The sequence below is a fragment of the Paucibacter sp. TC2R-5 genome (genome assembly GCF_025717605.1).
Classification (GTDB): Bacteria; Pseudomonadota; Gammaproteobacteria; order Burkholderiales; family Burkholderiaceae_C; genus Paucibacter_A; species Paucibacter_A albus.
The window spans coordinates 292,661-310,597 of record NZ_JAJIRQ010000004.1; the positions used below are offsets into that span (position 1 = coordinate 292,661).

Sequence of the window (17,937 nt, forward strand, 5' to 3'; positions counted from 1 at the left end):
GCATTCTGGCTTGAATTGGGCGGCTTACGCTGGTTTTCTGATCGAGAGAGAAATCAGCCGCCGCTGACCTTCAAACCCAGCGCACGCCAACCGTCCAAGCCCAGCTTCTCCAGCGTAGCCATATTGGCTTCGTAAATCGCGTCGGTATCGGCCATGGTTTCGGTGGCGCGTTCTATGCTCGATTCGCGCAGCAGATGCAGGGTCGGGTAGGGCGAGCGGTTGCTGTAGTTGCTGATGTCTTCGGGCTCCGTGCCGCCGAACTGATAGTCGGGGTGAAAGCTCGCGATCTGCAAGATGCCGTCCAACTCCAGGTCTTCCACCAGCGCGTCGGCCGCGCCCAAAAAGTCGTTGAAGTCGAGGAAGTCGGTCAGCACCAAGGGGTGAATCAGCAGCGTCGTCTCGACCTCGTCCGGGTCGGCGCGCATCAGGCTCAAGAGCTCATGGGCCAGCTCCTTCAGCAGGGCTTCCGGCGTGGCGGCCTGGCTGACCACATAACGCAACCTTTGGTTGACATGCACGCTCTTGGCAAAAGGGCAGAGGTTCAGGCCAATGACGGCTTTTTCCAGCCAGTCCTGGGTTTCTTCTTGAATGCTGGCGCTGCGGGCCGGGCTGAGTTCAGTCATGAGGGGTCAATCCTTTCAGGGCTTGCTCGCAGGCTTCGCGGGCCTGGGCTAGCAGTTGCTGCTTCCACTCGTCGGTATCGACATAGAAAGCATCGCGAATTTGGTGTTTGATGGCCGCAGCCTGCGCGGCGGGTGCTTGCGGGTGCGCCTCCAGCCAATGATCGGCGCGCAAGGCCTGCAGCATGTCGGCTAAGGGCAAGGTGCCAAACTCGAGCGCGATGCCGGTGTACTCGGCCGCCGGGAATAGCTCGGGCACCACGCTCCACATCAAGCCGACCAAGGGCGCGGAGCTGGAGCTGCCGTCGGCCAGCGAGGTAACGCCCCGGCCCCACCAAGCCCGCGCACGGGCCAGCGACTGGCCATCATCGTGGCCGGCAAAAATGCGCTCGCCATGGCCGCTAGGCCCTAAGCCGGTGTGCAAGTCAATCCAGGCTATGGCCTCGGCGTCTTGAACATGCTCTTGCAAGATATGGCGCAGGGTTTGCTGGCTCCAGGTCTGGGCGCGGCCGCCGTAGAAGAGGCCCAGTTCATGCGCGTATTGCCCGCCGGTGACGGCTTGCTGCAGCGCCTTGTCGCCATGCAGCGCGGCGTAATCGCCCAGCACGGCCTCGTTGGCCGCGCTGGGCGGCCATTGCGCCGGGATCAAGGCGCTGGCGATGCCGTCGTAGCCGGCGTTGTGCGGCAGCGGCTGGTGAAAATCATGCCAGTTTCGGTTCAGATCGACACCTTCTTGCGTCACCCGCCGCAGCCAAGAAAAGCCGTGCGGATTGAGGGCGTGCAAATAGAGCACGCGAATGTCTTGCCTGGCAACTTCAGCCAGCCAGGCCGGGTCACTCAACAGCCCCGTTTGTATGCCGCTGCCGGCGAAGCCTTCAACCCCGTGGCAAGCGCTGCTGATGATCAAGACCCGACGGCTTTTGTTTGGGCCTTGGCGGACGACATCCAATGCCAAGCGTTCGCCGTCGCGCCCCATCAAGGGATGCCAATGCGGCTCAGGGTCCAGGCCCGCTGCCTCGGCTGCGGCCAAGAACTTGGCCCTGGCCTCGGCATAGCTTTGTGAGAAGAATTGCGCCGCGCTCATGGCCGGGGGCTGTTCAACCAGCGTTCGGCCAGTTGCACCCACATCGAGCCGCCCAGCGGGATCAGCTCGTCGTTGAAGTCGTAGCTGGGGTTGTGCAGGGTGCATGGCCCCATGCCATGACCACCATCGCGGTGGCTGCCGTCGCCATTGCCGATCAGGAAGTAGCAGCCGGGCATTTCTTGCAAAAAGAAACTGAAGTCCTCGGCGCCCATGGTGGGCTCAAAGACCTGCACATTGCTGCTGCCGACCATATCGCTCAAGGCTTGGCGGACGAACTCGCTTTCCACCGGGTGGTTGATGGTGGGCGGGTAGTTGCGCCTGAACTCGAACTCGCAGCGCAACTCGAAGGCTTGCGCGGTGGCTTCGGCCATCTGCTGCATGCGCCGCTGAATCATGTCCAGCACCTCCAGCGTGAAGGTGCGCACCGTGCCTTCGATCACGCAGCTATCTGGGATCACATTGGTGGCTTCGCCGGTGTGGATCATGGTGACGGAGATAACGCCGGCGTCGCTCGGTCGCTTGTTGCGGCTGATGATGGTTTGAAAGCCCTGCACCAGCTGGCAGGCGGCCGGCACCGGGTCAAGCCCCAGATTCGGCATCGCCGCGTGTGCGCCCTTGCCGTGCAGCGTGATTTTGAATTCATTGCTGGACGCAAACACCGGCCCGCTCTTGACGGCAAACTGCCCAGCCGCCATGCCGGGCCAGTTGTGCGCGCCAAACATCGCCTCCATCGGGAAGAGTTTGAACAAACCGTCCTTGATCATCTCGCGGGCGCCGCCGCCGCCTTCTTCGGCCGGCTGGAAGACCAGATAGATCGTGCCGTCGAAGTTGCGCTGGGTCGCTAAATGCTTGGCCGCCGCCAAGAGCATGGCGGTGTGGCCGTCGTGGCCGCAGGCGTGCATCTTGCCCGCATAGGTGCTGGCATGGGCGAATTGGTTGTGCTCGGTCATCGGCAGTGCGTCGATGTCGGCGCGCAGGCCAATGGCGCGCGAGGAGCTGCCTCCTTTGATGATGCCGACCACCCCGGTCGTGCCCAGGCCACGGTGCACCGGGATGCCCCAGTCGCTCAGCGCCTTAGCGATCAAGTCCGAGGTGCGCTGCTCTTGAAAGCACAACTCCGGGTGTGCGTGGATATCGCGTCGCAAGGCGGCAATGCCGGGCGCGTCGGCCAAGATGGAATCGATCAGCTTCATGGTGTCTCCGTGAGGGGTGCATGCCTGGCGGTGGACCTTGCCCGCACCCTTAAGCGCCAAGTTTAATGCCGTGCTTGAGCTCAAGCTCGGCTGCATTTCGATGGCCCTTCGCGTCGGCGTGAGCGGCCGATGTGCAATAGTTCGGCCATGCAAACCATCATCAAGGGTGCCTGCCCGCACGACTGCCCCGATACCTGTGCCTTGGCGTTGACGGTTGAGAACGGCCGGGTCATCAAGGTGCAAGGCCGCGCCGACCACCCCAGCACCCATGGCGCCCTGTGTACCAAGGTGTCGCGCTATGCCGAGCGCACCTATCACGCCGAGCGAGTTCTGCAGCCCCTCAAACGCATCAGTGCCAAGCATGAGGCTCCGCGCTTCGAGCCCGTCTCTTGGGCCGCCGCCCTGACCGATATCGCGTCTCGCCTGAGTGCGATTGCCGCACGCGACGCGCAAGCGGTGCTGCCCTATAGCTATGCCGGCACCATGGGCTTGCTGCAGGGCGAGGCGATGGCGGGGCGTTTCTTCAACCGCCTGGGTGCTTCGCAACTGGACCGCACGATTTGCGCCTCGGCCGGCGCCGCCGCGCTGACTGCAACCTATGGCCACAAGCTCGGCATGCACCTGCCTTTCTTTGCCGAGAGCCGCTTGATTCTGATCTGGGGCAGCAACTCGATCGCTTCTAACCTGCATTTCTGGACCTATGCCAACCAGGCCAAGCGCGCTGGTGCCAAGCTGATTTGCATAGACCCGCGCAAGACCGAGACGGCCGATAAATGCCATCAACACATTGCGCTGATGCCCGGCACCGATGGCGCCTTGGCCTTGGGGCTGATGCAGCAACTGATCACGCAGGACTGGCTGGACCACGACTATCTGCGCGAGCATGTCGATGGCTGGGAGGGGACCGGGGGCCTGCGCGAACGGGCGCTGGCCTGGCCCCCTGAGCGGGTGGCCGAGGTTTGCGGCATCAGCGCTGACGAGGTGCGCGGTTTGGCGCGCGACTATGCGCAGACCGCGCCTGCCGCGATCCGGCTCAACTACGGTATGCAGCGGGTGCGCGGCGGCGGCAATGCGGTGCGTTTGATCGCCCTGCTGCCCTGTCTGACGGGCGCTTGGCGCCACCGGGCCGGCGGCCTGCTGCTGTCCAGCTCGGGCTGGTTTGCGCCCTATAAACGCGGCGATCTGGAGCGCCCCGAGCTACGCGCAGGCCGTGCTTCGCGCAGCATCAATATGAGCACGATTGGCGACGATCTGCTGCGTCCGGCCAGCCCCGAGTTCGGCCCGCAGATCGAGGCGCTGATCGTCTACAACAGCAATCCGGTCGCGGTGGCGCCGGAGTCACCCAAGGTGGTGCGGGGCTTTCAGCGCGCCGATTTGTTCACGGTGGTGCTTGAGCATTTCATGACCGATACCGCCGATCTGGCGGACTACGTCTTGCCGGCGACCACGCAGATGGAACATCTGGACGTGCACACCAGCTACGGCCACACCGATGTCTTGATCAATGAGCAAGCGGTGGCGCCACTGGGCGAGGCCAAGCCAAATACGCAGATCTTTAGGGAGTTGGCGGCGGCCATGGGTTTCACCGACGCTTGCTTTGCCGACAGCGATGAGCAAATGGCGCGCCAAGCCTTCAGCAAAGACATTGACTTTGACGCCTTGCGCGCCCAAGGCTGGCAAAGCCTGCCGTTGGCCGAGGCGCCGTTTGCCAATGGTGGCTTCATGACCGCCAACGGCCGTGCGCAATGCGGCGATGCCGATCATGTGCCGAATTACGAAAGCGCAGCCTCCAGCCCCGAGTTGGCGGCGCGTTATCCATTGGCGATGATCTCGCCGCCGGCGCGCAATTTCCTCAATTCCAGCTTCGTCAATGTGAAGAGCTTGCGCGATATTGAGGGCGAGCCGCTGGTGGAAATCCATGCGACGGATGCCGCCGTGCGCGGCTTGGCCGACGGGGCGATGGTGCGCATCTTCAACGACCGGGGCAGCTACCCCTGCCGCGCGCGCATCAGCACGCGGGCGCGACCCGGCGTCGTCAACGGCCTGGGGGTCTGGTGGCGCAAGCTCGGCGTGGCCGGCAGCAATGTCAATGAGGTCACCCATCAACGCTTGACCGATATGGGTGCGGCGCCGAGTTTTTACGATTGCCTGGTTGACATCGAGGCCTGGGCGGGAGCCGGCGCGGCGTGAGCGTGGTCAAGCTGGTTTGGCTGGCGCCACTGGCCCTGCTCTTGAGCGCCTGCACGCAGAGCGCTTATCTGGGCCAGTCTGTCGGCGGCCATCTGAGCTTGATGGCGGCGGCCAAGCCGGTCGACAAGCTTTTGGCCGAGCCTGAGCTGGCCGCAGACTTGCGCGAACGCCTGCTGCTGAGCCAGCGCCTGCGCGACTATGCGGTGGATACGCTCAAGCTGCCTGACAACGACAGCTATCGCCGTTATGCCGACCTGGGCCGCTCGGCAGCGGTCTGGAATGTGGTGGCCACGCCCGAGCTTGGTTTGACGCTGAAGACCTGGTGCTTCCCGGTGATGGGCTGCGTCGGCTACCGGGGTTATTTTGACCGTGCCGAGGCGGACGCTTATGCGGCGCAGCTGCGCGCCGAGGGCCTGGAGGTTCTGGTTTACGGCGTGCCGGCCTACTCGACGCTGGGCTGGAGTAATTTTTTTGGCGGTGATCCACTGCTCAATACCTTCATCAAATACCCGTCGGGCGAGCTGGCCGGCATGCTGTTTCATGAGTTGGCGCACCAAGTCGCCTATGCGCCTGACGACACGCAGTTCAACGAGTCATTTGCGACCTTGGTGGAGCGGCGCGGCGCCGAGGCTTGGCTGCGCACATATGCCAGCGCGGCCGAGCGCGAGGCTTTTGCGCTACGCCTGCAGCGGCGCGAGCAGTTTCGCGCCCTGACCGGCGAGTACCGGCGCCGATTGGCCGAGTTGTATGCACAGGCCATCAGCGATGAAGCCAAGCGTGCGGCCAAGGCTGGCTTGCTGGAGGAAATGCGCCAAGACTACGCGCGCTTGAAGGCTGAGTCTTGGGGCGGAGATACTGCGTATGACGGCTGGTTTGCGCGTGCCAACAATGCCAGTTTTGCGCTGCTGGCGGCCTATTCCGACTTGACCCCGGCCTTTGACACCTTGCTGGCGCGCCAGGGGCAGGATTGGCCGCGCTTTTATGCCGAGGTCAAGCGCCTGGCGGCTTTGCCCAAGACCGAACGTCTATCCGAATTACTGAAGCAAACAGGAGACTAATCAATGGCCGATATCCATATTCACCGGGACCACGCTTTGGGGTTGGCGCGGGCACGCGAGATTGCTTGGGCCTGGGCCGAGCAGGTCGAAGCTAAGTTCGATATGGCGTGCACCGTGCTGGAGGGCGAGACCAGCGACACCGTGGAGTTCAGCCGTTCGGGCGTCAAGGGGCAGCTGATCGTGGCGGCCAAGCATTTCGAGTTGAGCGCCAAGCTGGGTTTTTTGCTGGGTGCCTTCAGGGGCACCATCGAGGGCGAGATTCAGAAAGAGCTCGACACTTTGTTGAGTGCTGCGCCGCTAAAGAAGCCCAAGGCCAAAAAATAAAGCCGAGCTGAAAGGCTCAGCTCGGCTCGAATCGGCTGCGCCGAAGATGCGAATTACTTCAGCGACTCGATCAGGTCGATATAGCTTTGCTTGGCTTCGTCCTGGCTCTGGCCCTTGAGCTCGTTCCAGGCATCCCATTTCGCGCGGCCCACCATATCGGTGAAGCCGGGGCGCGAGCCTTCCACATCGCCGCTGCTGCCTTGCTTGAACAAGGCATAGAGCTTGAGCAAGGTCATATTGTCCGGGCGCTCCGGCAGCTGCTTGGATCCAGCCACCGCAGCATCGAATTGGTCCTGAAGGCTCATGAGTATTCCTTGAGTAGTAGTGACAATCGGGATAGACAGCTTCAATGTTAACCAGCATTGTGTAGAGCGAACACACCAAATTCTAGGAGACTGTTTTGTCGCACGCGATTGAACGCATGTCCAAGGTTGACACCGCTTGGCTACGCATGGACACCGAGTCCAATTTGATGATGATTGTGGGCGTTTGGTATATCCGCCCGTCCATCACTTTGGAGGCATTGAAGGAGCGCGTGCAGGCGCGGCTGCTGCAATACACGCGCTTTCACCAGCGCGTGGTCGAGGATGCGCTCGGCGCTCAATGGGTGGATGACGAGGATTTTGATATCGACCGCCACGTGGTGGCCGAGGTGCTGATGCCGGTGCGCGGCAAACCCGGCCAGCTTGGGCAAGAGGCCTTGAAGGAGCGGGTGGCTGAGCTGGCGATGGAGCCGCTGAACCCGGCGCACCCGCTGTGGCAATTTCATCTGATCGAAGATTTGGGCGGCGACGGCGAGGATGAGCAGGCCAGCAGCGGCCTGATCATGCGAATTCACCACTGCATCGGCGACGGCATCGCCCTGACCTCGGTGATGATGTCCATCACCGACGGTGGCCGCACGCCGCCGAAGCGCGAGCAGCAGCCGCGCGATGACCGCGATTGGCTGACCGACAGCCTGCTGCGGCCGATGGCCGATTTGGCGATCAAGGCCATCGGGGCGGCGGGGTCTGGCATGGCCAAGTCGGTCGATGCCTGGAGCCAACCCCATCATCCGCTGGATGCCTCTGTGGACATGGCGCGCATCGGCTATCAAGCGGTCAACGACGTGGCCGCTTTTGCCTTCATGCCTGACGACTCGCACACGCAGCTGAAGGGCAAGCCAGGCAAACGCAAGCGCGTCGCCTGGAGCAATGCCTTGCCGCTCGACGCCGTCAAGGCGGTGGGCAAGGGGCTGGGCGCTTCGATCAATGATGTCTTGCTCAGCTGTGTGGCCGGTGCCATAGGCAGTTACCTGCAGAGCAAGGGCGAGGTGGTCGCTGGCAAGGAAATTCGCGCCATGGTGCCGGTGAATTTGCGGCCCTTGGCGAATAGCTACCAGCTAGGCAATCGCTTCGGTCTGGTGCCGCTGGTGCTGCCGATCGGCATAGACAATCCCGTCGAGCGCTTGTACGCGGTGAAGTCGCGCATGAATGATCTGAAAGGCAGCTTTCAGCCGGTGCTGGCCTTTGGCCTGCTGTCGGTGGCGGGTTTGTTGATCAAGCCGGTGCAGACGGCGATGTTGAACATCTTTGCCAAGAAGGCCACGGCGGTGATGACCAATGTGCCGGGGCCAACCGAGCCGCTGCAGATGCTGGGCTCGCAGGTCGAGCGCCTGATGTTCTGGGTGCCGCAGTCGGGTGATATTGGCGTCGGCGTCAGCATCCTGACCTATGCCGGCCGGGTGCAGTTCGGCTTGATCACCGACAGCACGCTATGCCCCGACCCCGAGGCCATCATCGATCGCTTCGAGCCGGAGTTCAACAAACTCCTGCTGCTGGCGATGATGCTGCCCTGGGAGTAGGGCAGCAGTTCGACTTACTTGGCCTTGTCGGCCTGGCCTGCCAGGTTGGGCTTGATATTGGGCTTGATATTGGGGCGGCCGGCAGCGGTCGGGTAGGCCGCCATCACGCGTGTCGGGTCGACGCTGGCCAGATAGCCGCTGTACTGTGCATCGTTGCAGCCGATCAGCTTGCCGTTTTGCTTCTCGCCGCGGTACTCGCCCTTGCTGTAGACGAATTGGTACTCTTTGGCCGCGCCGGCATTGGCTTCGGTGACAGGGGCCATCTTGGCGGCGCATTCCACCCGCAGCGCGGTCGCTTCCGGCGACTGAGCCATGGACAGGGCGGCCAAAGGAGTCAGGATCAGGGCCAACAATGTGCGTTTCATGATGTTCAAACCTCGGTGAAAAATTGCAGATGGGGCTGTGAAGTGCTTGCTATTGGCTCAAGCCAATTGGAGGCAATGCGGTAGTTCAGGATGCACAGCTTAACCACAGTGGGGCCTCTTCGCCACGCGTGAGTGCGGGGGGTAAGCGGCCTATTTCTGCCGCTGAGCGTGAAAAAGAGCACGGCCAAGCGCAGTTTGGGTCCGGTTCTTTGTTTCAATCCTCGAGTTCTTCTCGGGCCATCTGGACGTCGAGGTATTCCATCGCATCCATGGGCTCGCAAGCGGCCGCCTCGGCGTACAGCGCCTCGGCTTCCTTCATGCGTTTGTCGCCTTCCAGCATCACCAAGCCGTTGGCGCGCTCGATCATGGCGATGGCGCTGCCGGGGTTGAGCTTCAAGGCTTGCTCGAACATTTTGAGACCGGTGGAACTGTCAGCGCCCTGTGTGCGACCCAGCAGTTTGCCGACCTTGTCGATCACCTCGGCGTGGAAGGCGCCCAGCGCGATATGGGCGTCGGCATGCTTGGGCGCCAGCGCTATGGTGGTTTCCAAGGCATTCTTGACCTTGCTGCCCAAACCCTGCGCCAGGGCCTTGGCCACGCTGATGCCCTGGCCGTAACGGCCTATGGCATAGGCTTGCCAGTAATAGGCATTGGGGTTTTTGGGCTCTTCGGCTTGTTGGGCGGCGGCGCGTTCGGCCACTTCGAGGAACATCTCCAGCTTGCCCTTTTCCTTCTTCTCTAAGTAGTTGGCGTAGATGGCCTGGGCCTTGTTGGCGACGCAGATGCCGGCGCTGCCGGCGGCCAGGCCGGCGTCATAGGCCTGCTGGAACTCGCCCGCATGGAAGTGGATCCAGGCCGCCACCACGGCCGCGTCCTTGGGCCAGGGTTCCGCGTCCCCGGTGTGCAGGCGCGCCCAGTGCTTTTTCAGCGATGCCGGGCTGTATTGAAAGGCGCTGTTGTCATGCGGGAAGGCGGTCCATTTGGCCATTTTTGTCTCCGTTGGGGGCTACTGGTATTGATTGGCAAGTGCGAACAGATGCTCTTTGGAGGCGGGCTCCAGATAGGGCAACAACAAACTCAAGACATGGAAGGCGCCGCGCATCAGCGCAGGGCCGGCTTGGTCGGGCTCGAGCGCATGGCGGGGGTCACGCACATATTCGAAGCTGAGCCAATAGCTCAAGAGCACCACCATGGCATTGGCGGTGGGGGGCGCCTCGCGCGCCTCCATTTTGAGCGCGCCACCATGTTGCAAACCCGCCAGCACCTGCCGCATGGCCTGAGATTTTTGGGTCAAGACAGTCTGGAAATGCATCTCTAGCCGCCTGTTCTTGGACAGTAAATCGTTCAAGTCGCGGTAGAGAAAGCGATGCTTCCAGATCAGCTCATACAGCATGTGGAAAAACAGCCATGCGTCTTCGACGTTAGCCACATTCTCTGCGGCCGCGAGCAAATCAATTAACTCCCGCTCGTAGCGGTTGAACAGCGAGTTGATCAGCTCGTCTTTGGCCGGGTAATGGTAATAAAGGTTGCCGGGGCTGATGCCCAGCTCGGCCGAGATCAGCGTGGTCGAGACATTGGGCTCTCCAAAGCGATTGAACAGATCGAGCGTGACTTCAAGAATGCGTTCGGCGGTGCGGCGCGGCGGTTTTTTGGTGGCCATGGGTCTGCTTGTCTCCTGGCTTGATTCTGGCATCAAGCTAGGGCCTTGCTCTAGGTAATTGGCTCCATAGCCACGCGTTCGTGGACGTGCAACAACCTTGGCTCGGCGCGTCTTGCCAGCTGTTCCTACAATCACCCCATGCAATCTCCAGCTTCCTCCCATGCCGGCACCATGCCGGCTATTTCGTTTCAAAACGTCAGCAAAACCTACCGAGGGGGGCAGGTCAAGGCCTTGGACGGTGTCTCATTCGATATTCAGCAGGGCGAATTCTTCGGCCTTTTAGGCCCCAACGGTGCCGGCAAGACCAGCTTGATCAGCATCCTGGCCGGCCTGTCGCAAGCCAGCGGCGGGCGCGTGCTGGTGCAGGGCCACGATGTGGTGAGCGACTTTGCCGCCGCACGCCGCGCGCTTGGCATCGTGCCGCAGGAATTGGTGTTCGATCCGTTTTTCAATGTGCGCGAGGCCTTGCGTTTCCAGGGTGGTTACTTTGGCGTGCACAACAACGAGGCCTGGATCGACGAATTGCTGGAGAACTTAGGCCTGGCCGACAAGGCCAATGCCAATATGCGCCAACTCTCGGGCGGCATGAAGCGCCGCGTCTTGGTCGCGCAAGCGTTGGTGCATCGCCCGCCGGTCATCGTGCTGGATGAGCCGACTGCCGGCGTCGATGTGGAGTTGCGCCAAACCTTGTGGCAATTCATTGCACGCCTGAACCGCGAGGGCCACACCGTCTTGCTGACCACCCATTACCTGGAGGAAGCCGAGGCACTGTGCGGGCGTATCGCCATGCTCAAGCAAGGCCGGGTGGTGGCGCTGGAGCGCACCTCGGAGCTGCTCAAGGGCAGGGCCTCGACCATGCTGCGCTTCAAGACCGATGCCACGCTGCCAGAAAGCTTGGCCGCGCAGGCCCGCATGACCGGCCGTATTGTGCAGATCAAGGCGCACGACGCGGCCGAGGTCGAGACGATTCTGACCAAGCTGCGGGCGGCCAACTGCCCGGTTGAAGACCTGGAGATCGGCCGCGCTGATCTGGAAGATGTGTTCCTGGAAATCATGCAGGAAGAAGAACAAGACAAAGGAGTGCGAGCATGAGCGGCGCTATTCAATTGAAAGGCGCCGGCACGCTGTTCTACAAAGAAGTGCTGCGTTTTTGGAAGGTTAGCTTTCAGACCGTTGCGGCGCCGGTGCTGACCGCCGTGCTGTATTTGCTGGTCTTCGGTCATGTGCTGGAAGATCATGTCAAGGTCTACGGCACGGTCGGCTACACCAGCTTTTTGATCCCCGGGCTGGTGATGATGAGCATCTTGCAGAATGCTTTTGCCAATTCATCAAGCAGCCTGATTCAGAGCAAGGTGACCGGCAATCTGGTCTTCTTGCTGGTGACGCCCTTGTCGCACTGGGCCTGGTTCGTCGCCTATGTGGGTGCGGCCATGGTGCGCGGCATGATGGTGGGCTTGGGCGTGATGGTGGTGACGGTTTGGTTCGCGCCGCCGGGTGTCAGCCAGCCGCTGTGGATTCTGGCCTTTGCACTTTTGGGTGCGGCAATGATGGGCACCTTGGGCCTGATCGCCGGCCTGTGGGCCGAGAAGTTCGACCAATTGGCGGGCTTCCAGAACTTCATCATCATGCCGATGACGTTTTTGTCCGGCGTGTTCTATTCGGTCGGCTCCTTGCCACCGTTCTGGCAGGGTGTTAGCCACTTGAATCCGTTTTTCTACATGATTGACGGCTTTCGCCACGGCTTTTTCGGCGTCAGTGATGCCTCGCCCTGGCTGAGCTTGGCTGTGGTTGGCGGCAGCTTTTTGCTGGTGGCGGGCATTGCCTTGGAACTGCTGCGGCGCGGCTACAAGATCCGCAGCTGAGTAGGCCAAATCTTCCACAAACTAGGACCCGCTCTATCAGTTGGTGCCAGAGCTACTCGTTGCCCTCGGGCGGTCTGGCACACAAAGCTAAAATGACTCAATGGCCGACCCTACTCCAGCTGAAGTTCAGCAATACATTGCCTCCGGGCTGCCCTGCCACCACTGTGAAGTCGAGGGCGACGGGCGGCATTTCTTTGCCACCATCGTGTCGGCCGAGTTTGATGGCCTCAACCGCGTGCGCCGTCATCAGCGCGTTTATCAAGCCTTGGGGGAGCGCATGCGCGAGCAGATCCATGCGCTGTCTATGAAGACGCTGACGCCCGCCGAATGGGCGGCCGACCCGACGCCGCAGTCGTCGGCACGCTGATAAATTTTGCCCGCGGCCCGGTCCGCCGGGCCGCCTCCCCGAATGCCTGTGAGTGCCAACCCATGATCACCCTAGCCCTGTCCAAAGGCCGCATCTTTGAAGAAACCCTGCCGCTGCTCAAAGCTGCCGGCATCGAGGTGCTGGACAACCCGGAAACCTCGCGCAAGCTGATCCTGGCCACCAACAGCCCCGAGGTGCAGGTCGTGCTGGTGCGCGCCAGCGACGTGCCGACCTATGTCCAGTACGGCGGCGCCGACCTCGGCGTGGCCGGGCGTGACGTGTTGATCGAGCATGGGCTGGACGGCATGTACCAGCCGCTGGATCTGAACATCGCCCGCTGCCGCATGAGCGTGGCGGTGCGTGATGATTTTGATTACGCCGCCGCCATCAAGCAGGGTTCGCGCATCCGCGTCGCCACCAAGTACACGCAGATTGCGCGTCAGCATTTTTCCGACAAGGGTGTGCATGTCGACCTGATCAAGCTTTACGGTTCGATGGAACTGGCGCCGCTGACCGGGCTGGCCGACGCCATCGTCGACTTGGTCTCGACCGGCAATACGCTCAAGGCCAATCATCTGGTCGAGGTCGAGAAGGTGATGGAGATATCGTCGCGCCTCGTCGTCAATCAAGCCGCGCTCAAGCTCAAGCGTGAGCCGCTGCGTCGCATGATCGACGCCTTTGCCTCAGCCACTCCAAAGTAACGCAAAGTAGATTCGTCAATGAAACTCCGCCATCTCAGTACCGCTGCCGCCGACTTTGAAGCCGAGTTCCAGCGCGTGCTGCATTGGTCGGCCGAGACCGATTCTGCGATCGAGCTGCGCGTGGCCGAGATCCTGGCCGATGTGCGCCAGCGCGGCGATGCCGCCTTGCTCGACTACACCGCCCGCTTCGACCATTTGCAGGCCGCCAGCGTGGCCGAGCTGGAGCTGACGCGGGAAGAATTGAAAGCCGCTTTCGACGCCATCACGCCGGCCCAGCGCGCTGCCTTGCAGGCGGCCGCCGAGCGGGTCAGGAGCTATCACGAGCGCCAAAAGCAGGCCAGCGGCCTGAGCTGGAGCTACCGCGATGAAGACGGCACGCTCTTGGGTCAGAAGGTCACGCCGCTGGACCGGGTTGGCATCTATGTGCCGGGCGGCAAGGCGGCCTATCCGAGCAGCGTGTTGATGAATGCCATCCCCGCTCACGTAGCCGGCGTGCCCGAGATCATCATGGTGGTGCCGACACCGCGCGGCGAGAGAAACCCGCTGGTGCTGGCCGCAGCCTATATCGCCGGCGTGCACCGCGTCTTCACGCTAGGTGGCGCGCAGGCGGTGGCGGCGCTGGCCTATGGCACGGCGACGGTGCCCAAGGTCGATAAAATCACCGGCCCCGGCAACGCCTATGTGGCCAGCGCCAAGAAGCATGTGTTTGGCCAGGTCGGCATCGACATGATTGCCGGGCCCAGCGAGATCTTGGTCTTGGCCGACGGCACAACACCGCCCGCTTGGGTGGCGATGGATTTGTTCAGTCAAGCCGAGCATGACGAGATGGCGCAAAGCATTCTGCTGTGCCCGGACGCCGAGTACGTCGCACTGGTACGAGAGGCTATCGACAGGCTCTTGCCCGAGATGCCACGCCGCGACGTGATCCGCGCCTCGCTGGAAGGGCGCGGCGCGCTGATCCTGACGCGCTCGATGGAGGAAGCTTGCGAGATCTCCAACCGCATCGCGCCCGAGCATCTGGAGGTTTCCAGTGCCAATCCCCATGCCTGGGAGCCGCTCTTGCGCCACGCCGGTGCGATCTTTTTGGGCGCTTACACCAGTGAGTCGCTGGGCGACTATTGCGCCGGGCCGAATCACGTCTTGCCGACGGCGGGTACCGCGCGCTTTTCCTCACCGCTGGGTGTCTATGACTTCCAAAAGCGCAGCAGCCTGATCGAGGTCAGCGCGGCCGGCGCACAAAAGCTCGGGCCGATCGCGGCCGAGCTGGCCTACGGCGAAGGCTTGCAAGGACATGCGCGTGCGGCCGAGATGCGGCTGCAAGCGACGCCAAGCTCGGACTGAGCATGAGCTGCAGGCGCCGTCAGTTTTTGCCGGTGCTGCCTGCGCTCTTGACGACGACGGCTGCGGTCGAAGCTTCACCCGCTGCTGCCCTTGTAGCGCCGCCGCTGCGTGTGGTCTATCCGCGCCCGGTGCGAGATGTCGATCGCAGCAGCTTGTTCCCGCTGCAATTGTTGAAGCTGGCGCTTGACGCCTCGGGCGTGCGCTGCGAGCTCAGCGCCTCCAAAGACCTGATGGTGCAAAGCCGCGCACTCAAGGAGTTAGAGGCGCCGCAGGATCATCTGCATATCGCTTGGTCCATGACCAGCGTGCAGCGAGAGCAGAGCTTGTTGCCGGTGCGCATTCCCATCTTCAAAGGGCTTTATGGCTGGCGAGTGCTTTTGATCAAGCAGGGGCAGCAGGCGGCTTGGAGTGAGGTGGACGGGCTGGACGGCTTGAAGCGATTCACGCTGGTGCAAGGCCATGATTGGCCAGATACCGAGATCCTGCGCGCCAACGGCTTAACCGTGACTACGGGCTCTTCCTTTGCGGCTTTGTTCAAGATGCTCGATATGGGCCGGGCCCAGGCATTTCCGCGCTCGGTGCTGGAGGCGGGCTGGGAGCAGGAAGGCCAAAAGCAGCTGTTCGCCGTCGAGCCCAAGCTGGTCTTGCACTACCCGACCGCGGTCTATTTCTTTGTACGTCCCGGCGATCAACGCTTGGCCGCTTTGGTCGAGTTGGGTCTGAACCGCTTGCTGGCCAACGGCGGCTTTGACCGTTTGTTCGACGCACACCATGCCGAGCCGCTGCGCCAAGCCGGCTTGCACAAGCGCCGCGTGATCGAGTTGCACAACCCCTTATTGCCCGAGCAGACGCCGCTGGCGCGCAAGGAGCTTTGGCGCTTGCCCTAAGAGCTGCGATCGGCCTTGCTCAAGCACCTTGTGCGAGTCTTTAGCTGGCTTCAAGTCACACGAACTTCGTGTTGCACGAACTTCGTGTAGACTTCGGGCTGTGAAGAATGTGACCATCAGCATGGAAGACAGCGTCGCCGAATGGGCCCGTTTGGAGGCCGCGCGGCGCAATACCAGCGTGTCGCGCTTGGTCGGCGAAATGCTGGCCGAGAAGATGCGCCACGACGATGCCTATGAGCGAGCCTTGCAAGATTGGGTGCACCGCGAGCGCACCTGGGCCTCGGATGGTGCCGCTTACCCCCAGCGCAGCGAGTTGAGCAAATGACTGAGCTGGTCTTTGTCGACACCTCGGTCTTGATCCTCAGCGAAGACGGCGCCGACCGTGGCGCCCGCGATCAAGCGATGACCTGGCTGCGCGAGCTCTGGCTGCGCCGCAGCGGTCGGCTCTCGACCCAGGTCTTGAACGATTTCTATGCTTCGGTGACCACCCGCATCAGCCCGCCGATGCCCAACGGCGACGCACGCGCTGAAGTGCGCCGTTATCAACGCTGGCAGCCCTGGGCGATTGACCATGCGACGGTAGAAAGCGCCTGGTCGATCGAAAGCCGCTTCGGCCTGCTCTATGCCGACGCCTTGATCGTCGCCGCCGCCAAGGCGCAGGGCTGCACCTTGCTTTTGAGTCTGGAGCTGCCTCATTTGGCGGTGTTTGACAGCGTGACCATCCTCGACCCGACGCTGCTCGGGCCGGAAAGATTGAACATCCCATGAATGCTGACCTGAAGCAGGCCTTGGCTTGCATACGCGACGATGTGCGTGCCTCCCAGGCCTACCCGGTTGCATCCAGCGCCGGCATGGTCAAGCTCGACGTCATGGAGAACCCGTTTCGCCTGCCACCCGAGCTGCAAGCCGCACTGGGCGCGCGCCTCGGCGCCGTAGCGATCAACCGTTATCCGGCCGAGCGCACCCAGGATTTGGCCGCCGCGCTGGCGCTTCACGCCGGCATGCCGGCTGGCTGCGCCATCACCCTGGGCAATGGCTCGGACGAGTTGATCAGCATGCTCAGCATGGCCATCAGCAAGCCTGGCGCCAAGATCTTGTCGCCCAGCCCCAGCTTTGTGATGTATGAGCTGTCGGCTCGTTATCAAAACCTGGGCTTTGTGGGTGTGCCGCTGCGCGCTCACGATTTCGAACTGGATGGCCCGGCCATGCTGGCGGCGATTGCTGAGCATCAGCCGGCGCTGATTTACCTGTCCTATCCCAATAATCCGACCGGCAATCTCTGGGACGCGGGCGTGATCGCGCAGATCATCGAAGCAGCGCCTGGCTTGGTGGTGATGGACGAGGCCTATCAGCCCTTTGCCGCCAGTGACTCGATGGCACTGCTGGCGCGCTACCCGCAGGTGCTGGTGATGCGCACCATGAGCAAGTTCGGCCTGGCCGGTGTGCGTATTGGTTACTTGATCGGACAGGCAGCGCTGATCGCCGAGGTTGACAAGCTGCGCCCGCCTTTCAATATCAGCGTGCTGAATGCCGAAGCCGGCTTGTTTGCGCTTGAACATGCCGAGGTCTACGCGTCCCAGGCGGCCACGCTGCGGGCCGAGCGCGAGCGGGTATTCAAGGCGCTGCAAGCGATGCCCGGCGTGGAACCTTTCCCCAGCCAGGGCAATATGATTTTGGCGCGGGTGGTGGATGCGGCCGCGACCTTTGCCGGCATGAAGGCACGTGGCGTCTTGATCAAAAATTCATCCGCCGCTCATCCGCTGCTGGCCAACTGCCTGCGCATCACCATAGGCACGGCCGAAGAAAACCAGGCCATGCTGGCCGCATTGAAAGAAAGCCTCTCATGAGCACCGATCGCATCGCAGCAGTCAGCCGCAACACCAAAGAAACGCAAATCACCGTGCGCGTCAATCTGGACGGCACGGGCGAAGCCAAGCTCAATACCGGCATCGGCTTCTTCGACCACATGCTGGACCAGATCGCCCGCCACGGCTTGATCGATCTGGACATTCAGGCGGTGGGCGACTTGCACATCGACGGCCATCACACGGTTGAGGATGTGGGCATCACCTTGGGCTTGGCCATCGCGCAGGCGGTCGGTGACAAAAAGGGTTTGACCCGTTATGGCCATAGCTATGTGCCGCTGGACGAGGCGCTGTCTCGCGTGGTGATCGACTTCTCGGGCCGGCCGGGCTTGGAAATGGACGTCAAATTCACGGCGGGGTCTATCGGTGCTTTTGACACCCAGCTGGCCTTCGAGTTCTTCCAGGGCTTCTCGAACCATGCGCTGGTGTCACTGCATATCGACAATCTGAAGGGACACAACGCCCATCACCAGTGTGAGACGATTTTCAAGGCTTTCGGCCGGGCGCTGCGGATGGCAATGACGCTAGATCCACGCTCCATCGGCATGATTCCTTCTACTAAAGGAAGCCTCTAGTC

The 17,937-nt window shown here is 62.1% G+C and carries 21 protein-coding genes; 14 read left to right on the plus strand and 7 right to left on the minus strand.

The annotated features are described in order from the left end of the window. Positions 1–53: 53 nt before the first annotated feature. Genes LNV08_RS11325 through LNV08_RS11335 form a run of 3 tightly spaced genes read right to left on the minus strand, consistent with a single transcriptional unit; the run spans position 54 to position 2,897 of the window. Positions 54–623 carry a DUF1415 domain-containing protein gene (locus LNV08_RS11325; protein ID WP_263533804.1) on the minus strand — a complete coding sequence of 190 codons (570 nt, stop codon included), beginning with the start codon at positions 621–623 and terminating at the stop codon, positions 54–56. After that, the gene (locus tag LNV08_RS11330; protein ID WP_263533805.1) at positions 616–1,704 is read right to left on the minus strand and encodes a M14 family metallopeptidase; all 1,089 of its coding nucleotides are present in this window, start codon (positions 1,702–1,704) and stop codon (positions 616–618) included. The genes LNV08_RS11325 and LNV08_RS11330 overlap by 8 nt, the downstream gene beginning before the upstream one ends. Then, on the minus strand, positions 1,701–2,897 hold the full coding sequence (locus tag LNV08_RS11335; protein WP_263533806.1) for a M20 aminoacylase family protein: 1,197 nt from the start codon (positions 2,895–2,897) through the stop codon (positions 1,701–1,703). The genes LNV08_RS11330 and LNV08_RS11335 overlap by 4 nt, the downstream gene beginning before the upstream one ends. Before the next feature lie 147 nt (positions 2,898–3,044). Between LNV08_RS11335 and LNV08_RS11340 the strand changes: the two genes are divergently transcribed. Genes LNV08_RS11340 through LNV08_RS11350 form a run of 3 tightly spaced genes read left to right on the plus strand, consistent with a single transcriptional unit; the run spans position 3,045 to position 6,469 of the window. After that, entirely contained in the window at positions 3,045–5,087 is a 2,043-nt protein-coding gene (locus tag LNV08_RS11340) for a molybdopterin-dependent oxidoreductase (protein WP_263533807.1), read from the plus strand. After that, complete coding sequence (locus LNV08_RS11345) at positions 5,084–6,145, plus strand: aminopeptidase (protein ID WP_318014117.1); 1,062 nt, start codon at positions 5,084–5,086, stop codon at positions 6,143–6,145. The genes LNV08_RS11340 and LNV08_RS11345 overlap by 4 nt, the downstream gene beginning before the upstream one ends. Before the next feature lie 3 nt (positions 6,146–6,148). Beyond that, positions 6,149–6,469, plus strand: coding sequence for a polyhydroxyalkanoic acid system family protein (locus LNV08_RS11350; RefSeq protein WP_263533808.1), 321 nt, complete (start codon positions 6,149–6,151; stop codon positions 6,467–6,469). 53 nt (positions 6,470–6,522) lie between these two features. On the opposite strand, the gene LNV08_RS11355 is transcribed toward LNV08_RS11350, so the two are convergent. Beyond that, a complete protein-coding gene (locus LNV08_RS11355) occupies positions 6,523–6,774 on the minus strand; it encodes an acyl-CoA-binding protein (protein WP_263533809.1) in 252 nt (83 codons plus the stop codon). Between the two features lie 116 nt (positions 6,775–6,890). Here LNV08_RS11355 and LNV08_RS11360 point away from each other — a divergent pair, with 116 nt between their 5' ends. After that, the gene (locus LNV08_RS11360; protein ID WP_263534079.1) at positions 6,891–8,312 is read left to right on the plus strand and encodes a wax ester/triacylglycerol synthase family O-acyltransferase; all 1,422 of its coding nucleotides are present in this window, start codon (positions 6,891–6,893) and stop codon (positions 8,310–8,312) included. A 14-nt stretch (positions 8,313–8,326) separates the two neighbouring features. Here the strand turns inward: LNV08_RS11360 and LNV08_RS11365 are convergent, their stop codons facing one another. The 3 genes from LNV08_RS11365 to LNV08_RS11375 all read right to left on the minus strand — a co-directional run bounded on the left by LNV08_RS11365 (position 8,327) and on the right by LNV08_RS11375 (position 10,337). Further along, positions 8,327–8,677, minus strand: a complete 351-nt coding sequence (locus LNV08_RS11365) for a hypothetical protein (protein ID WP_263533810.1) — start codon at positions 8,675–8,677, stop codon at positions 8,327–8,329. Between the two features lie 214 nt (positions 8,678–8,891). After that, positions 8,892–9,665 (minus strand): hypothetical protein, encoded by a 774-nt coding sequence (locus tag LNV08_RS11370; protein WP_263533811.1) that lies wholly within the window; start codon positions 9,663–9,665, stop codon positions 8,892–8,894. A gap of 18 nt (positions 9,666–9,683) precedes the next feature. Further along, the gene (locus LNV08_RS11375; RefSeq protein WP_263533812.1) at positions 9,684–10,337 is read right to left on the minus strand and encodes a TetR/AcrR family transcriptional regulator; all 654 of its coding nucleotides are present in this window, start codon (positions 10,335–10,337) and stop codon (positions 9,684–9,686) included. Between the two features lie 171 nt (positions 10,338–10,508). On the opposite strand from LNV08_RS11375, the gene LNV08_RS11380 reads away from it, so the two are divergent. From LNV08_RS11380 to hisB, 10 genes are all read left to right on the plus strand, one after another. Next, on the plus strand, positions 10,509–11,429 hold the full coding sequence (locus LNV08_RS11380; protein WP_263534080.1) for an ABC transporter ATP-binding protein: 921 nt from the start codon (positions 10,509–10,511) through the stop codon (positions 11,427–11,429). Next, on the plus strand, positions 11,426–12,199 hold the full coding sequence (locus LNV08_RS11385) for an ABC transporter permease (RefSeq protein WP_263533813.1): 774 nt from the start codon (positions 11,426–11,428) through the stop codon (positions 12,197–12,199). The genes LNV08_RS11380 and LNV08_RS11385 overlap by 4 nt, the downstream gene beginning before the upstream one ends. A 100-nt stretch (positions 12,200–12,299) precedes the next feature. Then, positions 12,300–12,566: a BolA family protein gene (locus LNV08_RS11390; RefSeq protein ID WP_263533814.1), complete on the plus strand. Its 267-nt coding sequence runs from the start codon at positions 12,300–12,302 to the stop codon at positions 12,564–12,566. Positions 12,567–12,628: 62 nt separating this feature from the next. Then, on the plus strand, positions 12,629–13,267 hold the full coding sequence (gene hisG / locus LNV08_RS11395; RefSeq protein ID WP_263533815.1) for an ATP phosphoribosyltransferase: 639 nt from the start codon (positions 12,629–12,631) through the stop codon (positions 13,265–13,267). 18 nt (positions 13,268–13,285) lie between these two features. After that, positions 13,286–14,608: a histidinol dehydrogenase gene (hisD, locus tag LNV08_RS11400; RefSeq protein WP_263533816.1), complete on the plus strand. Its 1,323-nt coding sequence runs from the start codon at positions 13,286–13,288 to the stop codon at positions 14,606–14,608. Between the two features lie 2 nt (positions 14,609–14,610). Beyond that, positions 14,611–15,495, plus strand: a complete 885-nt coding sequence (locus tag LNV08_RS11405) for a substrate-binding periplasmic protein (protein ID WP_263533817.1) — start codon at positions 14,611–14,613, stop codon at positions 15,493–15,495. Between the two features lie 100 nt (positions 15,496–15,595). Then, the gene (locus LNV08_RS11410) at positions 15,596–15,820 is read left to right on the plus strand and encodes a CopG family transcriptional regulator (protein ID WP_263533818.1); all 225 of its coding nucleotides are present in this window, start codon (positions 15,596–15,598) and stop codon (positions 15,818–15,820) included. Next, positions 15,817–16,263, plus strand: coding sequence for a PIN domain-containing protein (locus tag LNV08_RS11415; protein ID WP_263533819.1), 447 nt, complete (start codon positions 15,817–15,819; stop codon positions 16,261–16,263). The genes LNV08_RS11410 and LNV08_RS11415 overlap by 4 nt, the downstream gene beginning before the upstream one ends. Further along, entirely contained in the window at positions 16,260–17,342 is a 1,083-nt protein-coding gene (gene hisC / locus LNV08_RS11420) for a histidinol-phosphate transaminase (RefSeq protein ID WP_263533820.1), read from the plus strand. The genes LNV08_RS11415 and hisC overlap by 4 nt, the downstream gene beginning before the upstream one ends. Then, positions 17,339–17,935 (plus strand): imidazoleglycerol-phosphate dehydratase HisB, encoded by a 597-nt coding sequence (gene hisB / locus LNV08_RS11425; protein WP_263533821.1) that lies wholly within the window; start codon positions 17,339–17,341, stop codon positions 17,933–17,935. Before hisC ends, hisB begins: the two co-directional genes overlap by 4 nt. The last annotated feature ends 2 nt before the right edge of the window (positions 17,936–17,937 follow it).